The organism is Providencia huaxiensis, assembly GCF_002843235.3.
GTDB lineage: Bacteria > Pseudomonadota > Gammaproteobacteria > Enterobacterales > Enterobacteriaceae > Providencia > Providencia huaxiensis.
The window spans coordinates 147,169-167,980 of the sequence record NZ_CP031123.2 but is presented as its reverse complement, the minus strand read 5'-3'; the positions used below and the strand labels follow the sequence as shown (position 1 = coordinate 167,980).

Sequence of the window (20,812 nt, the reverse complement as noted above, 5' to 3'; positions counted from 1 at the left end):
CAAAACGTTCGCGTAATTAATAGAATTATTCGATTATTTCAGGTGTTTTTTCAGTACTTTCCCAGAACAGTTACGCGGTAAATCCTTACGTACCTCAACCCATGACGGCACTTTAAATTTCGCCATTTGCTTTTCACAGAAAGCGAAAAACTCTTCCTGCGTTAAGGTTTCACCCTCTTCTAGCACAATAAAGGCTTTAATTGCTTCATCACGAATTTCATCAGCAACACCTATCACGGCCACGTCAACGATAGCGGGATGTGAAGCAATGATATTTTCAATCTCACTGCACGAAACGTTTTCACCGCACCGTTTGATCATGTTCATGCTTCTATCCACAAAATAGAAAAAGCCATCGTCATCTTGATAAGCAAAGTCTCCGGTATGCATCCAGCCTTGTTTATCGAAAGCTTTCTCCGTTGCTTCTGGGTTGTTGTAATACTCTTTAAATAAGGTTTTTCCACGTTCACCTTTAACACAGAGCTCGCCTACCACCCCTGCTGCAACAGGTTGGTTATTTTCATCCCTGATTTGTGCTTTATAGCAAAAACCGGGGCGGCCAATAGATGGCCAGCGACGAATATCACCGGGCCTATCGCCAATCAACCCCACGATGGTTTCCGTCATGCCATATGAGGTCAGAAAACTCTTCACCGCAAAACGCGCCATAAATTGTTCTTTTTCCTCATTACTCAAATTGAGATAGAACATCGCTTCACGTAAACAATGGTCTTTTTCGTTATCCGCCAGAGGTTGACTTAATAACGTGCGGATCATCATTGGGATCAACTCAACCACCGTCGCTCGATGTTTCACGACTTGTTGCCAAAAACGTCGTGCACTGTACCTTTCGAGTAACACAAAAGTAGCGCCCACCGAAAAGGCGGCCATGGACACGGTGCACTGGCAATCGATATGAAAAACAGGCATGACAGTCAGATAAATATCATCTGAGCGCAGGGTGTTCTGCCAAGAAGAGTAGTAACCCGCAAAACGTAAGTTATAGTGGGTAATGATCACCCCTTTGGGTTTTGAGGTCGTACCCGAAGTAAATAAAATTTCCGCAGTATCATCAACACTTAACGCAATGAGTTGTGTCAATTCAATGGGTTTTTGTGCTTGTTCAAGCAAAAAGTCTGAAACGCCGTTTTGTTGTTTAACGGGGGTATCTGAAATTAAAAAAATATGTTCAAGGCTGGTACTTTCATCATCAAGTACACGTTGATAAATATCTAAAAAAGTCGCACAAGTCACGACCATCCGTGGCTGGCAGTTTTGCATAATCCAAGCGGCTTCATTGTATTTATAACGTGCATTAACAGGGACCATGATCGCCCCAATTTTTGCCAAGCCAAACCAGCAAAAGAAAAACTCTGGGCAATTATCTAGATGTAAAGCAACCTTATCCCCTTTTTGAATGCCATAAGCTAAAAAGAGGTTTGCTGTGCGGTTAATGTGTTCATTCATCTCAATGTAGCTGAATTCACGGACATTTCCATCGCAGGATTCAAAGATAAGCGCCTTGTTATTGCCATGAGTTAACGCTAGATCATCCCACATTTGGCGCAAATTTTGTTTACCGATTACATCCATTAATTGCTTCCCATCATTTCCCTGATGAATATTCAGGCCAATGGATTAATTGACCTGATTACCCATTCAATTAATCCACTATTTTGGCCAGTCCTTTGTCGACTAACCCCCGAATATCTGTTTCGCTATATCCAATATTTTTCAATATATCCGTGGTATCCATGCCATGTGATGGCATACCGCGCCATATTTGGCCCGGATTATTTTTGAATTTTGGCATAACGTTTGGACCACGACATGTGCGCCCATCCATGGTCTGCCAACTGGTAATCGACTCCCGAGCTATGTATTGAGGGTTAGTATCTAGCTCAGGAATAGTTAATACTTTCGCACTTGCAATGTTCAGCTCAGCCAACCTTGCTAGCACCTCATCAATCGAGCGTGCGCCTAGCCATTCATCGAGTTTTTCTTCCATTAAAGGTCCATAAGGACATTCAATTCGATGAATGAGCTGAGTCCCTTCAGGTATTTCTGGCGTTCCTAGTAAATGACCAAGACCAATATCTTTAAATATTTCTTGTACTTGAGTGATACCAACGACTTCCATCACAATATAGCCATCATTACAGCTATAGAGCCCACAACCCGCGTAGTACGGGTCTTTCCCTTTGGTCATACGTGGGCAAATTTCGCCACCATTGAAGTAATCCATCATGAAGTATTGCCCCATACGCAACATCACTTCGTACATGGCGATATCAATGCTTTCCCCTTTACCCGTTTCACGCGCTTTATACAGTGCTGCGAGAGCTGCTGTTGTGGCGGTCATGCCAGAAAAATAATCTGCGGTATAAGGGAAGGCAGGCATTGGCTGGTCTTTATCACCATTTTGGATAAGATAACCACTGAAAGCCTGTGCAATGGTATTGTAGGCCGCTAGGTTAGTGTATTGAGGATCGCCATATTGTCCGAAGCCTGATAAATGAGCGACAACCAATTTTGGGTTGTGTTCCCAAAGTACCTCATCGGTGATCCCTCTACGAGCAAATGCGGGTCCTTTACTAGCCTCAATGAATATATCCGTTGTTTCCATTAGCTTCAGGAATGCTTCTCGCCCTTCATCTTTAAAGATATTCAGTGATAATGCACGCAGGTTACGCCTTGATAACTGAGGATAATTAGGCTGAACACGAATGGTATCCGCCCACGCTACGTTCTCTATCCAAATCACTTCTGCGCCCCACTCTGCAAACATTTGTCCTGCAAATGGGCCGGCTATTTCAATCCCTGAAAATACCACTCTGACCCCAGCTAATGGGCCAAACTCTGGCATAGGTAGATGCTCTGCCATGTTCTCGTCTCCTGTGAAACTTGGTTGGCTCGCTAAAAAAGCCAACCTATAAGCATTCAGTTATTAGCGGTACTGTTTCAGTACACTGCGGCCTAGTGTTAGTATTTGCATTTCATCTGAACCACCAGATACACGATCCACACGTAAGTCACGCCAGAAACGTGCAATTCGATGCTCACCTGCAATTCCGACACCGCCGAGTACTTGCATCGCAGAATCCACAACTTCAAACGCCGCATTTGCACAGAAGTATTTACACATCGCTGCATCACCCGAGGTGATCAATCCGTTGTCACTCTTCCATGCAGTTTCATATAACATGTTGCGCATTGAATTGAGCTTGATCGCCATATGTGCAAATTTTTCTTGAATTAATTGGTAACGACCAATTGCTTCACCGAATTGAACACGCTGATTTGCATAGCGAGCCGCGTCTTCGAACGCACACATTGCTGTACCGTAGTTAGTCAGAGCCACAAGGAAACGCTCGTGGTCAAACTCTTCTTTCACACGGTTGAAACCATTACCTTCACGGCCGAACATATCTTTTTCATCAAGTTCAACGTTATCAAACGTGATTTCACAGCAGCTATCCATGCGTAAACCCAGTTTCTCAAGTTTATTCACCTTGATACCCGGTTTGCTCATATCCAAGAACCACTCAGTAAAGACAGGTTTATCTGGCGAATCCGCATCACGGCTCATCACCACGATATACGGTGTGTAGGCACTACTGGTGATAAAGCATTTGCTACCATTAAGATAAACTTTGCCATTACGACGTTGATAAGTGGTTTGCAAGCTACCGACGTCAGAACCGGCACCCGGTTCAGTGATCGCAGAGTTCCACATTTGTTTACCTGTGCCGCGAAACGCCATAATTTTATCAATTTGCTCTTGAGTCCCTTCCCTCAGTACGGTGTTAAAACCACCCGGTAATTGGTACAGCACATAGGTTGGTGCACCTAGGCGACCTAATTCCATCCATACTGCAGCTACCGTAATAAACCCTGCATCTAAGCCGCCATGTTCTTCTGGGATCAGCAGGTTATCGATTTCCATGTCCGCTAAGGCTTTTACAAAACGCTCAGGATATTGGCTGTCGCGGTCGCACTGTGCGAAATAGCTCTCCCAGTTTTCACTGGCCATGAGTTCACGGATCCCTGCGACAAACAACTCCTGCTCATCATTCAATCTAAAATCCATATCAATAACCTCTTACATGTTGTTTTTGAATAAATTAGTCATTTTTCCAATGCACTTTGGCATCTTTAATAAAGGAAAGCGTTACCATGATGTTGACGAAAAAAAGTGGGCATCCTCCAGCAATTATCGCGGTTTGTATTGGTTTTAATCCGCCTAGAGCCAGCAATACAATGCCGATAACACCGACTAAGACAGACCAACCGATACGTACTAATAATGGCGGTTCATCACCCTCTTTCACTGCGCGACAAGTCGACATAGCGAGAGTGTATGAACAAGCATTAATCAGTGTGACCGTGGCGATAAAGCAGAGGATGAAGAAGCCCCAAATTGTTACAGTGCTCAAAGGTAAGGCAGCCCATGTCTCAATGATGGCGCGTGCAACGCCGAATTCTTCAATCAGTTTTGGAATGTTGATAATGTCTTTATCAATCAGTTGTAGAGTATTACTTCCTAAAATAGTCCAAATTAATGTCGATCCTGCGGTTAAACCCGCAACCATACCAATACACAATTCACGGACAGTACGGCCTTTCGATATACGTGCGAGGAAGATACACATTTGAATGGCATAGATAACCCACCATGCCCAGTAAAATACTGTCCAGCCCTGTGGGAAACCACTTTTACCAACCGCATCTGTATAGAACAGCATACGTGGCATATACATCATTAGAACACCGATAGAATCGGTAAAGTAGTTAACAATAAAGCTAGCACCACCAACAATGAATACCCATCCCAACATCAAGAAACTGAGATAACTACGTACATCACTGGCAATCTTCACCCCTTTTTGCAGGCCGAAAGCCACACAAATTGCATTTAGAATGATCCAGCAGAAAATGATGATGGCATCAAGTTGTAAGGTATGTGGAATACCAAATAAATATTGAATACATTCAGTAACCAACGGTGTTGCTAACCCTAGACTGGTTCCCATTGCTAATATCAAAGCAACGAGATAGAAGTTATCAACAAGAGTCCCAAACCAACCATTGACACGTTTTTCCCCTACCAGAGGAACTAGCGTACTACTCGGACGAATAACATCCATTTTGCGGACAAAGAAGAAATAACCGAATGCGACAGATAAGAAGCTATAGGTCGCCCATGGTAATGGCCCCCAATGGAACAAGCTGTATGCAAGCCCGATATTTTTGGCCTCGTTTGAATAAGATTCAAAGCCAAAAGGCGGTGTAGAAACATAATAATAGATTTCAATCGACCCCCAAAAAAGTACCGCTGCAGAGGTACAAGATGCGAACATCATGAAAATCCAGCTCGCACGGCTAAATTCCGGCTTCTCTTCTCCTAAACGTTTTTTGGCATAAGGCCCCAAAATCAACCAGAACCATCCGCCAAACATCACAACCATGTACCACTCAAATGCCCAGCCCCACACATTAGTGACATAGCTGAAGACTTGGTTGATCACTTCATTTGAAGCATCAAGGTCACGGACAGTTAGCCAACACAATAGTCCAACAATGATCAACGGTGGAAAAAAAACTTTTGGTTCTATTCCACCCTTTTTATTTTCTTTGCTCATAGTTCGTTCCCAATTTATTATTTAATATATAAGCTTTAAGAATAGATATTATTTAACACCTCATTACTTATTTATTATCAAATCCCATTAACCCCTAAAAATTTAATTCCGCATTAATTCAATCACTATTCAAATCATGTCGACTCGTCATTAACAATTCTGTTATTAAGGTCACAATATTATTCGTGATAAATAATTGTTATTATTTATTCCATTTGAAATGATTTTAAATACCAATAAATACATAGAGATAAAATATTGTGTAACATTAATGTTATTAAATACCTTCAGTATTGGTGATTAGGGTAGCAATATTGAACATTTCGTTGATAAGTTGATGATTTTTACAGTATTGGTGAGTAGGGTATCAGTATGAATATTTAAACCGACTTTATTTTAAGGTTTTCAATATTGGTGACCTAGGTTTTATTTTTAAATATCCAGTTCATGATAATTATATAATCCGAAACCGAAACGGATCATATTTATTAATATTATTTTAGGAGATGTAATGAATATTATTACATGCTATAAATCTGTTCCTGATGAACAAGATATTATTGTAAATAGCGCAGATGGTTCTTTAGATTTTTCACGTGCTGATACCAAAATCAGTCAATATGATTTAAATGCAATTGAAACCGCTAATCAAATAAAAGCGCAGCAAGCTGACAGTAAAGTGATTGCGTTAAGTGTCGGTGGTAAAGCACTGACCAACATGAAAGCACGTAAAGACGTTTTATCTCGTGGCCCAGATGAACTTGTGGTTGTTATTGATGACCAACTGGAACAAGCCTTACCACATCAAACGGCTCTGGCCTTGAGCTCTGCAGCTCAAAAAGTCGGTTTTGATTTAATTATTTGTGGTGATGGTTCCGCTGATTTAAATGCACAACAAGTCAGTATCTTGATGGGCGAAACACTGCAAGTTCCTGCCATCAACGGTGTGAAGAAAATCGATTCAATCACCGCTGACACGGTAGTTATAGAGCGTGAGCTAGAAGATGAAATTGAAATGCTGTCCATACCATTACCAGCCATTGTCGCTGTTACCTCCGATATTAACGTTCCCGTTATTCCATCAATGAAAGCAATTTTAGGCGCTGCTAAAAAACCCGTTCAAGCTTGGACGATGGCTGATATTGGTTTAGATAACGTTGCAGCTCTTTCTGCGCAATCTATTGCGGCACCTAAGCAAAAAGTCCGCCAGCGCATCATCATTGAAGGTGATGGCGAAGACCAAATTGCACAATTTGCTGAACATTTAAGAAAAATTATTTAATCGGAGGCGTTATGAGCAAATTATCAACCGTTTGGGTATTTAGTGACATGACTTCTCGCTTACCTGAACTTATCGGTGGCGCCCTTGCTCTAGGAGAGCAAGTCAATGTATTAGCACTTGATGACACACAAAGCTCACAAGCTTTCCAACTCGGTGCAACGCAAGTTTTTCAACTGGCAGGTAAACCTGACGATCGCATTATTGAAGATTATGCGGACACTATCGTTTCAACCATCAAACAGCATGGCGATAACGGTTTATTGCTATTACCTAACACCCGTAGGGGTAAATTATTAGCGGCACGTTTAGGCGCTAGACTGCAAGCAGCCGTTTCTAACGATGCGGCAGCAATTACAGTCGAATCAGGAAAACCTGTTATTAAACATATGGTTTACGGTGGTCTAGCCTTTGGTCAAGAAACCTTAGGGAGCTCATTTTCGATTGCCACCCTCGCGACAGGTACATTTGAAGCTGCACAAAATGATGCATCACGTAGCGGTACGGCTCAAGCTGTGCAATGGGTCGAACCAAAACAATCTATTGTACGTACCTCGGTTCAGAAAAAAGCAGGTAACTCCGTTGAACTAGACAAAGCGCGTCTGGTAGTCAGTGTGGGTCGAGGGATTGGTAGCCAAGAGAACATTGCAATAGCCAAAACATTAGCAGATACCATTGGTGCTGAAATTGCCTGTTCACGCCCAGTCGCAGAAAATGAAAAATGGATGGAACATGAGCGCTACGTTGGGATCTCCAATTTGATGCTCAAACCAGAGCTTTATCTCGCAGTAGGGATTTCAGGTCAAATCCAGCACATGGTTGGTGCAAATGGAGCCCAAATTATTGTGGCCATTAACAAAGACAAAAATGCCCCTATTTTCCAATTCGCAGACTATGGGATCGTTGGGGATTTATTCAAAATCCTCCCGGTACTCACTCAACAACTGGCTAAATAAACCAAATAACAGTGGGGCTTTAGCCTCGCTGTTTAGTGACCTTTGGAGAAACTATGTCCGACGATATTTTTGATGCGATCATTGTAGGCGCTGGCCTAGCTGGTTCGGTTGCTGCACTGGTACTTGCCCGTGAAGGTGCTCAAGTTCTCCTAATTGAACGAGGAAACTACGCGGGCGGTAAAAACGTAACGGGTGGGCGAATGTATGCCCATAGTTTAGAACGGATCATTCCTGGGTTTACCCAAGACGCACCTATCGAACGCATGATCACCCGAGAAAAGCTGTCATTCATGACAGAAACTGGCGCTGTAACCGTCGATTTCCAAAATGCAGCTGAACAAAAACCAGAGGAAACCTCTTGGTCTGTGCTACGTGGCAAACTCGACCCATGGCTAGTTGAACAAGCTGAAAATGCTGGTGCACAGTGTATTACGGGGATTCGGGTTGATAAGTTAGTTGAACGCGATGGCAAGGTAGTTGGTGTTGAGGCTGATGGAGACGTACTTGAAGCTAAAGTGGTCATTTTAGCGGATGGCGTCAATTCACTGCTTGCCGAACAACTTGGTATGACAAAGCGCGTCAGTGCGGAACATGTCGCGGTTGGAGTAAAAGAGCTTATTGAGCTACCGAAAGATATCCTGGCTAACCGTTTTAATCTTAAAGAAAAAGAAGGTGTTGCATGGTTATTTGCAGGGGTTCCTACTGATGGCCTAATGGGAGGTGGATTCCTATATACCAACGAAGATACGGTTTCTTTAGGTCTAGTTTGTGGTTTACACCACATAAAAGACGCCAAAAAGTCTGTTCCTCAAATGTTAGAAGACTTTAAGAATCACCCTGCCGTCGCACCCCTAATTGAAGGCGGGAAAATGCTCGAATATGCCGCACACGTCGTCCCTGAAGCGGGTCTAAAAATGCAATCCGAATTGGTACGCGATGGTGTTTTAATTGCTGGTGATGCTGCGGGTATGTGTATGAACTTAGGCTTTACCATTCGCGGAATGGACTTAGCGGTCGCTTCAGGTGAAGCCGCGGCAAATACAGTACTCAACGCGATGAAAAAAGAGGACTTTAGTAAACAAGGACTCAGTGAGTACCTCAAATTACTCAACGAAGGCCCTCTTCGTGATATGAATATGTACCAAAAAATGCCTGAATTTTTGGATAATCCACGCATGTTCTCTGCCTATCCAGAAATGGCTGTCAGTATTGCGAAAAAGCTATTCACTATTTCAGATGAAGCTCCTATCCCGCTGCGTAAGACCATGTTACAACACGCGAAAAAAGTGGGCTTTATGAATTTGCTCAAGGATGGAATCAAAGGAGTCAGAGCAATATGAGTAATCCAGTCAACGTTGATATCAAACTCGGTATTAATAAATTTAATGTCGATGAAGAAAACCCACATATTGTTGTGAAAGAGCATCCAGACATGCAGGTGCTTGAAACATTAACCAAAGCCTGCCCAGCAGGTTTGTATAAAAAACAAGAAGATGGTTCAGTTCGTTTCGACTATGCAGGCTGCCTTGAATGTGGCACTTGCCGTATTCTAGGCCTAGATAGTGCATTAGAAAAATGGGAATACCCACGCGGCACATTTGGCATTGAATTTCGTTACGGCTGATTATTTCGTATTACTCTCGAAGTGACGCGCTTCGAGAGCTTTTGAGCGCTTATTTGCGCTGTTCGGGGACACATGCATAATGAAACCAAAAAGTTTTGATGACATTCAATTTTCTTCCGTTCACCGGCGGATCATGCTGTGGGGTAGCGGTGGGCCTTTTCTGGATGGTTATGTGTTAGTCCTGATTGGCGTTGCTTTAGAACAGCTTACCCCTGTATTAAGCTTAAGTAGCGAATGGATTGGCTTACTCGGTGCTGCAACACTAGCAGGTCTCTTCATAGGAACCTCTCTATTCGGCTATATTTGTGACCAAGTCGGTCGCCGCAAAATGTTCTTAATCGATATTGTTGCCATTGGTGCTATTTCTGTTGCGACCATGTTTGTCTCAACACCGATGGAGCTGCTCATCATGCGGTTCTTAATCGGGATAGTAATTGGTGCAGATTACCCGATTGCAACATCAATGATCACCGAATTCTCTAATACCAAGCAACGCGCATTTGCTGTCGGTTTTATTGCGGCAATGTGGTATGTGGGTGCAACTTGTGCCAATCTCGTCGGTTATATGCTGTATGACGTTCAAGATGGCTGGCGCTGGATGCTTGGCAGTGCAGTTATCCCCTGCATCGTCATTTTAATAGGCCGTTTTGATTTACCGGAGTCCCCTCTTTGGCTTATTCGTAAAGGCCGGGTCAAAGAGTGCGAAAAAATGATGGAAAAGCTGTTTGGCCAGCCCGTGGTATTCGAAGCTGAAGAACAACAAAAAACACATTTCCTCCAGTTATTCACTAAGCGCCATTTTTCTTTCGTTCTATTCACTGCCATTATTTGGACCTGCCAAGTGATCCCGATGTTTGCAATTTACACCTTTGGCCCACAAATTGTTGGCCAGCTCGGTTGGGATCAAGGGAAAAATGCCGCACTAGGTAACGTGGTTATCAGCCTATTCTTTATGTTAGGCTGCTTACCCGCGATGTATTGGCTAAATAAAATGGGACGGCGGCCACTATTGATTGGTAGTTTTGCCATTATGACTCTTGCACTGGCGATACTTGGGCTATTCTCAAACCTCGGTATTTGCCTTGTGATTATTATGTTTGGCATTTACGCATTCTTTTCAGGCGGCCCCGGTATTTTACAATGGCTCTATCCTAATGAACTATTCCCAACAGATATCCGTGCCTCTGCCGTTAGGGTAATTATGTCCATCAGCAGGATTGGAACCATTTTTTCAACATGGGCGCTACCGCTATTTATCACTAAATACGGCGTCAGTTCGGTAGTGCTGATGGGGGCGGGTGTTTCACTTATAGGGTTGATTGTCTCAGTTCTATTTGCCCCCGAAACCAAAGGCTTAACCTTAGCGCAAACCTCAGTGATGGGTATTCGGCGTGGAAAGAAGTAAGAGAAGCAAGAGAAGTTACTACGATGAGCAATTATATCCAATACGCTAAATAGTTTGGGTTATGGCTAGGCGGCAAGTGAATAAGACCCTAGGAGCATACAAAAGTATGTGACTAGGGCGAATAAACGCGGCCAACAACGCCACAGCCAAAATATGACTCGTATTTAGTTTGAAATACGATAAATACCAATACGCTAAATAGTTTGAGTTGTGGCTAGGTGGCAAGTGAATAAGACCCTAGGAGCATACAAAAGTATGTGACTAGGGCGAATGAACGCGGCCAACAACGCCACAGCGCAAAATATGACGCGTATTTAGTTTGAAATACAATAAATACCAATACGCTAAATAGTTTGGGTTGTGGCTAGGCGGCAAGTGAATAAGACCCTAGGAGCATACAAAAGTATGTGACTAGGGCGAATGAACGCGGCCAACAACGCCACAGCGCAAAATATGACGCGTATTTAGTTTGAAATACAATAAATACCAATACGCTAAATAGTTTGGGTTGTGGCTAGGCGGCAAGTGAATAAGACCCTAGGAGCATACAAAAGTATATGGCTAGGGCGAATGAACGCGGCCAACAACGCCACAGCCAAAATATGACGCGTATTTAGTTTGAAATACGATAAATACCAATACGCTAAATAGTTTGAGTTGTGGCTAGGTGGCAAGTGAATAAGACCCTAGGAGCATACAAAAGTATGTGACTAGGGCGAATGAACGCGGCCAACAACGCCACAGCGCAAAATATGACGCGTATTTAGTTGGTTGAGAATGGCATGATCTCATACCAAACCAGCAACCAAATAGTCACATAGGCAAAAATCGCGGCAATAATATCATCAATCATAATACCAAAACCGCCGCTGACTTTTCGGTCAAAAAACCGTATCGGCCATGGCTTCCACATGTCATAAATGCGGAAAATAAAGAATGCGGTGATGACCCACTCATAATCAACAACAGGGATCGCCATTAGCGTAATCCACATCCCGATAAATTCATCCCAAACAATACTGCCATGGTCATGAATTTTCATATCGTCGGAAGTGCGCTGGCAAATTAGGCAACCAATCCAAAAACCCACTACAATGAGTACCCACACACTCCAAATTGGCATATTTGCCATTAATAACCAAAAAGGTATCGCAGCAAGAGAGCCCATTGTGCCAGGTACAATAGGCGAAAGGCCACTACCAAACCCCGTAGCCAATAAGTGCCAAGGATTACGCATATTTAGCCGTTTTTTTGCTTCTGCTTTTTCTTGGCGACTTGCCATTCTATGCACCTTCCGAAACAAAATGATCGAAACCTTTTAGGTTTACATCAACTTCTTGGTTATTGCAAAAGTAGCTAATTCCTTCAGACTGCGGCTTAATTTGCCCGATACACGTAAAGCCTGATCCCGTATGCGCTAATGCCATCTCTAACGCCCCACGATTAATTTCAGGAACGGTAAAACAGAGTTCGTAATCTTCACCACCACTCAAAGACCATAAACGCCCTTGCTCAATACTACAACTTTGTTTCAACGCTTCTGATTGAGGCAATGCATCTAAATTAATGCGTGCGCCACAACCACTCGCTTTCAAGATATGGTTAAGATCAGAAACTAAACCATCCGAAATATCAATTGCTGAAGAAGCAAGGTTTCTCAACGCTTGGCCTTGTAAAATACGTGGCTGCGGACGTAAATGACGCGCAATTAGCCATTCTTGATGTTCTACATTTTTAACATTCAGCTTATCTTGCAAAATAGCTAAGCCAGCTGCGCTATCACCTAGAGTGCCCGTGACATAAATCCAATCACCATTGCGCGCCCCTGCGCGAGACATCGCCTTACCATTTGGTACTAAGCCATGAACCGTGTAGGTTAAACTCATTGGTCCGCGTGTTGTATCACCACCAATCAATTGCATTCCATAATAGTTAAGCTGTTCAAACAAACTATCACTAAAGGATTGCAACCAATCACAATCAACGCAAGGCGATGTAATTGCTAAAGAAACCCATGCAGGATCCGCCCCCATCGCCGCAAGGTCACTTAAATTAGAGGCTAATGATTTATAAGCAAGATCAGCTGGTGAAATGGTTGGTAGGAAGTGAATACCAGAAACAAGAGTGTCAGTGCTTACAGCAAGTTGCTGTTTTTCTGGAATGGTCATCAACGCACAGTCATCCCCAATACCGATATTAACATCACGTCGGTTAGTGGTTTGACGGTTAAAATAACGCGCGATGAGGTCAAATTCGCCATATGACATGGTAGATTTTCCGTTTTCGCTATATCTATTTTCGTTTGAGACGAAGCAAATAATTTACACCCTAATAATTCAATAATAGGTAAATAATGCATAATTGCTAACCTAAATAACGTATCTAATTGGCCACAATTATTTTTCGCTCACCTATCATTGAAATATCGCGAGCATATAAACACAAAGGTAGACTGGAACCCAGCCTACCTATTCATTACCGTAGTGCAACAGGAGGGAACCCTGGTATTATTATTTTTTACGGCGAACCGCAGGTGCAGCTTTATCTAATACACCGTTAACGAATTTATGGCTATCTTCTGCGCCAAAAACTTTCGCTAATTCAATACCTTCATTGATTGCAACTTTATAAGGTACATCTTCACGGAAACTTAATTCAAACATGGAGACACGTAAAATCGCTTTTTCTACCTGCCCTAACTCTTCGAGCTGACGAGATAAATAAGGCGCCATCAGTTGATCAAGTTTTGTCGCGTTGGTCGCAACACCTGATAACAGTTCACGAAAATAGTTTACGTCAACGTCTGACATGTCCTGTTCAGCAATAAACTCATATTCGACTTCAGCAATTGGATTGCCAGATAATTGCCATGAATAAATGGCCTGTACAGCACACTCACGAGCGCGGCGACGAGCAGCAGGTTTCACAAGATTCCCCTTAAATTTAAAAACTGTACACAAAAAACACTTGTTGCATTGCGTTATCTACACCATTGTGGCGAAAAAACGGCAACATAGAGCTAATTGTGTATTATTTGCCTTTGATGGCCTTAATTACATTAATCATTTCCAGTGCTGTCAGTGCAGCTTCAGCACCTTTATTACCTGCTTTAGTACCCGCACGTTCAATGGCTTGTTCGATATTTTCAGTGGTTAACACACCAAAAGTCACTGGCACTTCACTGTTCATCGCGACATGGGATAGGCCGGAGCTACATTCACCTGCAACATATTCAAAGTGAGCGGTACCGCCACGAATAACCGTACCTAATGCAATGACTGCATCGTATTTATTCGTTTCAACTAATGCTTTTGTGGTCAACGGTAGCTCATAAGCGCCTGGAACCCACACAATTGTAATATTGTCATTTGAAACCTGACCAATGCGTTCTAACGCATCAACAGCACCTTCCAGCAGACTATCATTAATAAAGTTGTTAAAACGAGCGATAGCGATAGCAACACGCGCTTGTGGCGCAGCAACAACACCTTTAATTACGTTCATAGCCTTCCTCTAATATTAATTATAACCCGCGGGGCGCGGATTTTATCACATTCTTTCGTGTATCGTACGTATGATTTTCAAAAAAACCACTTACCATACGGGACGAAGCCTGACACGTAGGTCTGGCCCAACTTGTGTCACTTCTGTAAATTCAAACTTTGGCGCATCAATAAGGGCATTAAGCGGTGGGAAGTCCACTAGGCCTCGAGCGCTATTTCCTAATAATTTAGGCGCAATATAGACAATCAGCTCATCCACTAAACCTAACTTAAGCAATGAGCCTGCAAGTTTTGCCCCTGCCTCAACCCAAATGCTATTCACATTACGTTTAGCCAGTTGCATCATCAAAATGACGAGGTCAGTGCCGTTTTCATCTGCAGGAATAGCGATTTGCTCAACTTGCCCCTGCCATACTGCATTTTCATCTGGGTTTGAACGCACTAACCAACATTCGCCATCTAATTGAGTGACACGATGCTCAGAAGTCACACGATTGTGGTTATCTAGCACAATGCGGATGGGTTGACGGACTTGTTCTTCAGGGTAAATTTGCTGAATATTACTAGGTAATTCTTTCCAACGTACCGTTAAAGAAGGGTCATCGGCAACCACGGTGCTGCTGGTACTTAAGATAGCACTAGCCTCGGCTCGAAGAGCTTGCACATCTTTGCGAGCTGCGGGGCTGGTGATCCATTTACTTTCCCCAGTTCCAAGGGCGGTTTTGCCGTCTAGTGAAGCGGCGAGTTTTAATTGAATATAGGGAAAGCCAGTACGCATACGTTTTAAGAAGCCGCGGTTAGCCGCTTCTGCATCATCTAATAAAACATTACTGCGCGTTTCAATTCCTGCTTGCGACAACATATACAAACCGCGGCCCGCAACTTGAGGGTTTGGGTCTTGCATGGCAGCGACGACTCGGCTTACACCTGCATTGATCAGCGCTTCTGCGCAAGGCGGGGTACGGCCGTGATGGCTACAAGGCTCAAGGGTGACATAAGCTGTTGCCCCTTGCGCTTTATCACCGGCCATTCTTAATGCGTGAACCTCAGCATGGGGTTCACCTGCTTTTTGGTGATACCCCTCACCAACAATGACACCATCACGCACAATCACGCACCCGACATTTGGATTAGGTGATGTGGTAAAACGCCCTTTTCGTGCCAATTCAAAGGCACGAGCCATATAAATGTTGTCTTGTTCAATCATTGGCGTTAATCCTGTAATTTAGCGATTTCTTCGCCAAACTCACGCACATCTTCAAAACTGCGATAAACAGAAGCAAAACGGATATAGGCAACTTTATCGAGCTTTTTCAGCTCATCCATAACCAAACTGCCAATTAATTTCGACGGAACTTCACGTTCCCCGGTTGCCCGAAGCTGGGATTTAATCGAAATAATAGCTTGTTCAATGGCATCAGAACTTACAGGTCGTTTTTCTAATGCCTTTTGCATACCCCGATTAAGCTTTTCTTCATCAAAAGGTTCGCGGATATCATCGCTTTTAATGACCCTAGGCATGACCAGTTCAGCAACTTCAAAGGTTGTGAAGCGCTCATGACAAAGTAAACATTGGCGGCGTCTACGGACTTGGGACCCTTCACCGACCAGACGCGAGTCAATAACTTTCGTATCTACAGCTGAGCAGAATGGGCAGTGCATAGCGTTTCCTGAATCTATTTAGGGGGAGGTAGTTTACCCTACTATGCAAGAAAAAACACCCTAGAAGATGTCTCCTAGGGTGCTCTTGCTGCTCTTCATATTTCCCGTTGTAGGGGTGTTGGCATCGCTTATTAACCCTAGTCACATACTTTTGTATGCTCCTAGGGATATCGTTCACTTGCTGCCTACTCACAACACGAACTATTTTGAGTGCTAATTGACTTAGTTATTCATCGTTTTTAAAACTAAGGCAGTAATGACTCTTGGTCTGCGCCTTCTTTTTCGACTTTCGCTTGCATCAAGTGTTCACGTTTCATACCCATCTTCAGTGCTAATGCAGAAGCCACATAAATAGATGAGATAGTACCGATAGTTACACCGATTAACATAACCAATGAGAAGCCTTCCAGCATTGCACCGCCAAATAGGTACAGCATCAGAACCACTAATAATGTGGTGGCTGATGTCATGATGGTACGGCTCAATGTTTGCGTCAAAGAGACGTTCATGATTTCATATGGTGTACCACGGCGAATTTTACGGAAGTTCTCACGGATACGGTCTGATACAACGATACTGTCGTTCAGTGAGTAACCGATAACCGACATCAATGATGCCACGATAGTCATATCTATCTCAATATGGAACAGAGACAGAATTCCTAAAGTAATTACCACGTCATGCGCGAGTGACAATACCGCACCCGCAGCTAAGCGCCATTCAAAACGGAAGCCGACATAAATCAAGATACAAATCAACGCAGTTAACAGAGCCAAAGCCCCTGTTTGCGCCAACTCAGCACCGACACTCGGCCCAACGAATTCAATACGCTTAACGGTTGCTTTATCATCTACACTCTGGTTGATGATTGTGATAATTTCTTTCCCAACTTCTTGACCCGCAGTGCCTTCAATTGGCGGAATGCGGATCATGATGTCGCGGCTGCTACCAAAGTTTTGGATTAATGGATCTTTATGGTTCGAGTTAGACAAGCTATCACGAATTTTATCCAAATCAGCTGGCTGACTTAAGTTGATTTCAATGACCGTACCACCAGTGAAATCTAAGCCCCAGTTAAAACCTTTGACGCCAATAATCACAAAAGAAGCAATCAGTAATACGATAGAAATACTAAAGGCAACGTTGTCCCAGCGCATAAAGTCATAGACTTTACGACCATAGTTCAATTGTTCAACAGTATAATCCTGTGCCACAACGTGCTCCTTAAATTGACAGCTTGTTAATACGTTTACCGCCGTAAAGCAGGTTCACGATAGCACGTGTACCGACGATAGCTGTAAACATAGAGGTTGCGACACCAATCGCTGTCGTAATCGCAAAGCCTTTAATCGACCCAGTACCCACTGCATAAAGAATAATCGCAGTGATAAGTGTCGTTAAGTTTGCGTCTGTAATACTTGAGAAGGCGCCTTTATAGCCTTCATGAATCGCTTGCTGGACAGACCGCCCATTTCGCAGCTCTTCTTTTATCCGCTCATTGATAAGAACGTTCGCATCGACGGCAACCGCAAGGGTTAACACGATACCGGCTATACCTGGCATGGTGAGTGTCGCGCCCGGTAATAAGGACATTACACCAACAATTAACACCAAGTTTGCCAACAGTGCACTACTCGCAATCAAACCAAATTTACGATAGTAAATAATCATAAATAGGATAGAAGCTAACAGACCTGCGATACAAGCTTTTAGCCCTTGCTCGATATTTTGCATACCCAGTGTCGGGCCAATGGTTCGTTCTTCAACAATTTGGATTGGTGCAATCAACGCACCCGCACGTAACAGTAATGAAAGCTGGCGAGCTTCAGTGCCGTTAGTAATACCGGTAATACGGAATTTACTACCAAAACGCGCAGAAATACGTGCCGCATTGATGACTTTTTCATCTTTCACCAAAATTGAACGGCCTGTTGCGTCTTTTTTGCCACTGTCTTTGTATTCAACAAACAGCGTTGCCATCAGCTTGTCTTGGTTATCACGCGTAAAGTCAGACATGATAGAGCCACCAGCACTATCTAGGCTGATACTCACTTGTGGTTGACCATTTTCATCCGCTTCAGAGGTTGAATCGGTAATATGGTCACCCGTTAAGATCACACGCTTATATAACACGTAAGGCATGCCTTCACGGTCATATTTAACTTCTGAGTCACCTGGTACACGGCCACTTTCTGCTGCTGAAGAATCGACTGAAGTATTCACCAAACGGAATTCTAATGTCGCTGTCGCACCTAAAATTTCTTTTGCGCGAGCGGTATCTTGAATACCCGGTAATTCAACGACAATTCGGTCAGCACCTTGGCGTTGAACAAGTGGCTCCGCAACACCTAATTGGTTTACACGGTTGCGAATAATAGTAATGTTCTGAGAAACAGCATAGTTACGTGCTTCACGTAAGCGCTCGTCGGTCATAACAGCAATCATAGTGTTATCGCTGCCATCACTAAAGACTAAGTTTGGGTATTTACGAGACAATGCTTTTTCAGCTTGGCTACGATCATCCGCGTTACGGAAGCGAACTTCCACGCTGTAATCATTGCCTTTACGAATAGAAGAGTACGCAATGCCTTCTTGACGCAGGTCATTACGCAAACCATCCATGTTTTGTTCCTGCAATTTACCTAATGCAGTGTCCATATCAACTTCCATCAGGAAGTGAACCCCACCACGCAGATCAAGACCAAGCTTCATCGGTTCACCACCGACAGCTTCAAGCCACTTAGGCGTTGCAGGTGCAAGGTTTAATGCAACAACATACTGGTCACCCAGTGCATTCATGATCACTTCACGCGCACGTAACTGAACATCAGAGTTGTTGAATCGGGCTAAAATCGCCCCATTTTCTAGAGAGATAGATTTACTCTCAATTTTATCGTCTTTTAACGATTTTTGGACTTGGATCAGCGTTTGTTCATTGGCGGCGGTTCCCCGCACGCCAGTGATCTGAACAGCCGGATCCTCACCATATAGGTTTGGAAGCGCATAAAGCAAACCGATGAGGATCGCACAGATCAACATCAGATACTTCCACAAAGGATAACGGTTTAGCACGGCAGTTCCCTTCGGGAGAATCAGAATTAAATTGCTTTCATTGTGCCTTTAGGTAAAACAGCAGCAACGAAATCACGTTTGATGGTTACTTCTGTGTTCTCACTCAGCTCAAGAACCACATAACCGGTTTCAGACACTTTAGTTACACGTCCGATTAAACCACCAGTTGTTAAAACTTCATCACCTTTAGTGATAGATTCCATCAATTTACGGTGTTCTTTCGCACGTTTTTGCTGTGGACGCAAAATCATGAAATAGAAGATCAGCGCGAAAACAACAAGCATGATAACCATCGTGTATGGACTACCTTGCGCTGGTGCACCTGCTGATGCCGCTGCTTCAGAAATAAAAAAACTCATTCAACTTTCCTCATTGTTTTATTGAAAGCAATTTTACATACAAAAAAGCTAAGTTTGATATGCTACACAGATTAGTGGCATTTCGCACTTAAATTCACTCGATATTTAATGAAGGTTCGGGTTTACCAATCTTTTGGTAAAAATCTTTAGCAAACTCTTCAAAATTCCCATTTTCAATGGCTTGGCGAATACCGGCCATCAAGCGTTGGTAATAACGTAAATTATGAATGGTATTGAGCCTTGCACCAAGAATTTCATTACATCTATCAAGGTGATGCAGGTAAGCACGGCTATAATGACGACAAGTATAGCAGTCACAATCAGCATCCAGTGTTGATGTGTCTGATTTATACTTAGCATTACGAATTTTTACCACGCCATTTGTCACAAATAAATGTCCATTTCGTGCATTTCGCGTTGGCATCACGCAATCGAACATATCAATACCGCGGCGAACACCTTCCACTAAGTCTTCCGGTTTTCCTACGCCCATTAAATAGCGTGGTTTTTCTGCCGGAATTTGCGGGCAAACATGTTCTAAAATACGGTGCATATCTTCTTTCGGTTCGCCTACGGCTAAGCCGCCTACAGCGTACCCATCAAAGCCGATTTCCACCAGCCCCTTAACTGAAATATCACGTAAATCTTCGTAAACACTGCCTTGAATGATACCAAACAGTGCATTTTTGTTGTTCAGTTCGTCAAAACGTTGACGGCTACGTGCAGCCCAACGCAGCGACATTTCCATTGATGTCTTTGCATAGTCCCAATCCGCAGGGTATGGCGTACATTCGTCAAAAATCATGACAATGTCTGAGCCGAGGTCATACTGGATTTCCATCGACTTTTCAGGGCTTAAGAAGACCTTTTCACCGTTGATAGGGTTACGGAAGTGCACACCTTCTTCTTTAATTTTGCGCATCGCACCAAGGCTAAAGACCTGAAAACCACCTGAGTCGGTCAAAATTGGGCCTTGCCATTGCATAAAGTCATGGAGGTCGCCATGTAACTTCATGATTTCTTGACCTGGGCGTAACCACAGGTGGAAAGTATTCCCCAATAAGATTTGCGCGCCAGTCTCTTTGACTTCTTCGGGAGTCATGCCTTTAACCGTACCGTAGGTTCCTACTGGCATAAATGCAGGGGTTTCCACCACGCCGCGCTCAAACACTAAGCGACCACGGCGTGCATTGCCATCGGTCGTCTGTAATTCGTATTTCACATTTGCCTCCTAGCAGCAGAAAAACAGTCTGTTGCTATCGATAATATTAATTTGCTAAGCAAGCAGCTGCTGCCACCGCTTAAAACTG

The 20,812-nt window shown here is 43.4% G+C and carries 19 protein-coding genes; 5 read left to right on the top strand and 14 right to left on the bottom strand.

All coding sequences use genetic code 11. The annotated features are described in order from the left end of the window. Nucleotides 1–33: 33 nt before the first annotated feature. The 4 genes from caiC to caiT all read right to left on the bottom strand — a co-directional run bounded on the left by caiC (nt 34) and on the right by caiT (nt 5,642). Entirely contained in the window at nt 34–1,593 is a 1,560-nt protein-coding gene (caiC, locus tag CYG50_RS02190; protein WP_102139027.1) for a crotonobetaine/carnitine-CoA ligase, read from the bottom strand. 70 nt (nt 1,594–1,663) lie between these two features. Continuing rightward, entirely contained in the window at nt 1,664–2,884 is a 1,221-nt protein-coding gene (gene caiB, locus CYG50_RS02185; RefSeq protein ID WP_102139026.1) for an L-carnitine CoA-transferase, read from the bottom strand. Nucleotides 2,885–2,947: 63 nt separating this feature from the next. Beyond that, complete coding sequence (gene caiA, locus CYG50_RS02180; protein WP_102139025.1) at nt 2,948–4,090, bottom strand: crotonobetainyl-CoA dehydrogenase; 1,143 nt, start codon at nt 4,088–4,090, stop codon at nt 2,948–2,950. 34 nt (nt 4,091–4,124) lie between these two features. Next, nucleotides 4,125–5,642 carry an L-carnitine/gamma-butyrobetaine antiporter gene (gene caiT, locus CYG50_RS02175; protein ID WP_102139024.1) on the bottom strand — a complete coding sequence of 506 codons (1,518 nt, stop codon included), beginning with the start codon at nt 5,640–5,642 and terminating at the stop codon, nt 4,125–4,127. A 511-nt stretch (nt 5,643–6,153) separates the two neighbouring features. Here caiT and fixA point away from each other — a divergent pair. From fixA to CYG50_RS02150, 5 genes are all read left to right on the top strand, one after another. Further along, on the top strand, nt 6,154–6,924 hold the full coding sequence (gene fixA / locus CYG50_RS02170; RefSeq protein ID WP_102139023.1) for a putative electron transfer flavoprotein FixA: 771 nt from the start codon (nt 6,154–6,156) through the stop codon (nt 6,922–6,924). Nucleotides 6,925–6,935: 11 nt separating this feature from the next. After that, on the top strand, nt 6,936–7,877 hold the full coding sequence (locus tag CYG50_RS02165) for an FAD-binding protein (RefSeq protein WP_102139022.1): 942 nt from the start codon (nt 6,936–6,938) through the stop codon (nt 7,875–7,877). A 53-nt stretch (nt 7,878–7,930) separates the two neighbouring features. Next, nucleotides 7,931–9,217, top strand: a complete 1,287-nt coding sequence (gene fixC, locus CYG50_RS02160) for an FAD-dependent oxidoreductase FixC (protein ID WP_102139021.1) — start codon at nt 7,931–7,933, stop codon at nt 9,215–9,217. Further along, nucleotides 9,214–9,501 carry a ferredoxin-like protein FixX gene (fixX, locus tag CYG50_RS02155; RefSeq protein WP_102139020.1) on the top strand — a complete coding sequence of 96 codons (288 nt, stop codon included), beginning with the start codon at nt 9,214–9,216 and terminating at the stop codon, nt 9,499–9,501. Before fixC ends, fixX begins: the two co-directional genes overlap by 4 nt. Nucleotides 9,502–9,580: 79 nt before the next feature. Continuing rightward, nucleotides 9,581–10,906: an MFS transporter gene (locus tag CYG50_RS02150; RefSeq protein WP_102139019.1), complete on the top strand. Its 1,326-nt coding sequence runs from the start codon at nt 9,581–9,583 to the stop codon at nt 10,904–10,906. Nucleotides 10,907–11,669: 763 nt separating this feature from the next. On the opposite strand, the gene pgpA is transcribed toward CYG50_RS02150, so the two are convergent. The 10 genes from pgpA to tgt all read right to left on the bottom strand — a co-directional run bounded on the left by pgpA (nt 11,670) and on the right by tgt (nt 20,724). Further along, nucleotides 11,670–12,188, bottom strand: coding sequence for a phosphatidylglycerophosphatase A (gene pgpA / locus CYG50_RS02145; RefSeq protein ID WP_102139017.1), 519 nt, complete (start codon nt 12,186–12,188; stop codon nt 11,670–11,672). A 1-nt stretch (nt 12,189) separates the two neighbouring features. Continuing rightward, a complete protein-coding gene (gene thiL / locus CYG50_RS02140) occupies nt 12,190–13,173 on the bottom strand; it encodes a thiamine-phosphate kinase (protein WP_102139016.1) in 984 nt (327 codons plus the stop codon). Nucleotides 13,174–13,416: 243 nt separating this feature from the next. Next, entirely contained in the window at nt 13,417–13,833 is a 417-nt protein-coding gene (nusB, locus tag CYG50_RS02135) for a transcription antitermination factor NusB (protein ID WP_036958557.1), read from the bottom strand. 103 nt (nt 13,834–13,936) lie between these two features. Then, the gene (gene ribH, locus CYG50_RS02130) at nt 13,937–14,410 is read right to left on the bottom strand and encodes a 6,7-dimethyl-8-ribityllumazine synthase (RefSeq protein ID WP_004905531.1); all 474 of its coding nucleotides are present in this window, start codon (nt 14,408–14,410) and stop codon (nt 13,937–13,939) included. A 90-nt stretch (nt 14,411–14,500) separates the two neighbouring features. Then, nucleotides 14,501–15,616 (bottom strand): bifunctional diaminohydroxyphosphoribosylaminopyrimidine deaminase/5-amino-6-(5-phosphoribosylamino)uracil reductase RibD, encoded by a 1,116-nt coding sequence (ribD, locus tag CYG50_RS02125; protein WP_102139015.1) that lies wholly within the window; start codon nt 15,614–15,616, stop codon nt 14,501–14,503. A 5-nt stretch (nt 15,617–15,621) separates the two neighbouring features. Further along, nucleotides 15,622–16,071 (bottom strand): transcriptional regulator NrdR, encoded by a 450-nt coding sequence (gene nrdR, locus CYG50_RS02120; RefSeq protein ID WP_102139014.1) that lies wholly within the window; start codon nt 16,069–16,071, stop codon nt 15,622–15,624. A 245-nt stretch (nt 16,072–16,316) separates the two neighbouring features. Continuing rightward, nucleotides 16,317–17,285: a protein translocase subunit SecF gene (secF, locus tag CYG50_RS02115; protein ID WP_004905538.1), complete on the bottom strand. Its 969-nt coding sequence runs from the start codon at nt 17,283–17,285 to the stop codon at nt 16,317–16,319. Nucleotides 17,286–17,295: 10 nt separating this feature from the next. Further along, a complete protein-coding gene (secD, locus tag CYG50_RS02110) occupies nt 17,296–19,143 on the bottom strand; it encodes a protein translocase subunit SecD (protein ID WP_102139013.1) in 1,848 nt (615 codons plus the stop codon). A gap of 26 nt (nt 19,144–19,169) precedes the next feature. Then, nucleotides 19,170–19,502, bottom strand: a complete 333-nt coding sequence (yajC, locus tag CYG50_RS02105) for a preprotein translocase subunit YajC (RefSeq protein ID WP_004905542.1) — start codon at nt 19,500–19,502, stop codon at nt 19,170–19,172. 94 nt (nt 19,503–19,596) lie between these two features. Beyond that, the gene (tgt, locus tag CYG50_RS02100; protein WP_102139012.1) at nt 19,597–20,724 is read right to left on the bottom strand and encodes a tRNA guanosine(34) transglycosylase Tgt; all 1,128 of its coding nucleotides are present in this window, start codon (nt 20,722–20,724) and stop codon (nt 19,597–19,599) included. Nucleotides 20,725–20,812 lie beyond the last annotated feature (88 nt).

Excerpts from the sequence above, each read along its gene's own strand:
- caiC (WP_102139027.1), bottom strand. The coding sequence starts at position 1,593 with ATGGATGTAATCGGTAAACAAAATTTGCGCCAAATGTGGGATGATCTA.
- caiB (WP_102139026.1), bottom strand. The coding sequence starts at position 2,884 with ATGGCAGAGCATCTACCTATGCCAGAGTTTGGCCCATTAGCTGGGGTC.
- caiA (WP_102139025.1), bottom strand. The coding sequence starts at position 4,090 with ATGGATTTTAGATTGAATGATGAGCAGGAGTTGTTTGTCGCAGGGATC.
- caiT (WP_102139024.1), bottom strand. The coding sequence starts at position 5,642 with ATGAGCAAAGAAAATAAAAAGGGTGGAATAGAACCAAAAGTTTTTTTT.
- fixA (WP_102139023.1), top strand. The coding sequence starts at position 6,154 with ATGAATATTATTACATGCTATAAATCTGTTCCTGATGAACAAGATATT.
- CYG50_RS02165 (WP_102139022.1), top strand. The coding sequence starts at position 6,936 with ATGAGCAAATTATCAACCGTTTGGGTATTTAGTGACATGACTTCTCGC.
- fixC (WP_102139021.1), top strand. The coding sequence starts at position 7,931 with ATGTCCGACGATATTTTTGATGCGATCATTGTAGGCGCTGGCCTAGCT.
- fixX (WP_102139020.1), top strand. The coding sequence starts at position 9,214 with ATGAGTAATCCAGTCAACGTTGATATCAAACTCGGTATTAATAAATTT.
- CYG50_RS02150 (WP_102139019.1), top strand. The coding sequence starts at position 9,581 with ATGAAACCAAAAAGTTTTGATGACATTCAATTTTCTTCCGTTCACCGG.
- pgpA (WP_102139017.1), bottom strand. The coding sequence starts at position 12,188 with ATGGCAAGTCGCCAAGAAAAAGCAGAAGCAAAAAAACGGCTAAATATG.
- thiL (WP_102139016.1), bottom strand. The coding sequence starts at position 13,173 with ATGTCATATGGCGAATTTGACCTCATCGCGCGTTATTTTAACCGTCAA.
- ribH (WP_004905531.1), bottom strand. The coding sequence starts at position 14,410 with ATGAACGTAATTAAAGGTGTTGTTGCTGCGCCACAAGCGCGTGTTGCT.
- ribD (WP_102139015.1), bottom strand. The coding sequence starts at position 15,616 with ATGATTGAACAAGACAACATTTATATGGCTCGTGCCTTTGAATTGGCA.
- nrdR (WP_102139014.1), bottom strand. The coding sequence starts at position 16,071 with ATGCACTGCCCATTCTGCTCAGCTGTAGATACGAAAGTTATTGACTCG.
- yajC (WP_004905542.1), bottom strand. The coding sequence starts at position 19,502 with ATGAGTTTTTTTATTTCTGAAGCAGCGGCATCAGCAGGTGCACCAGCG.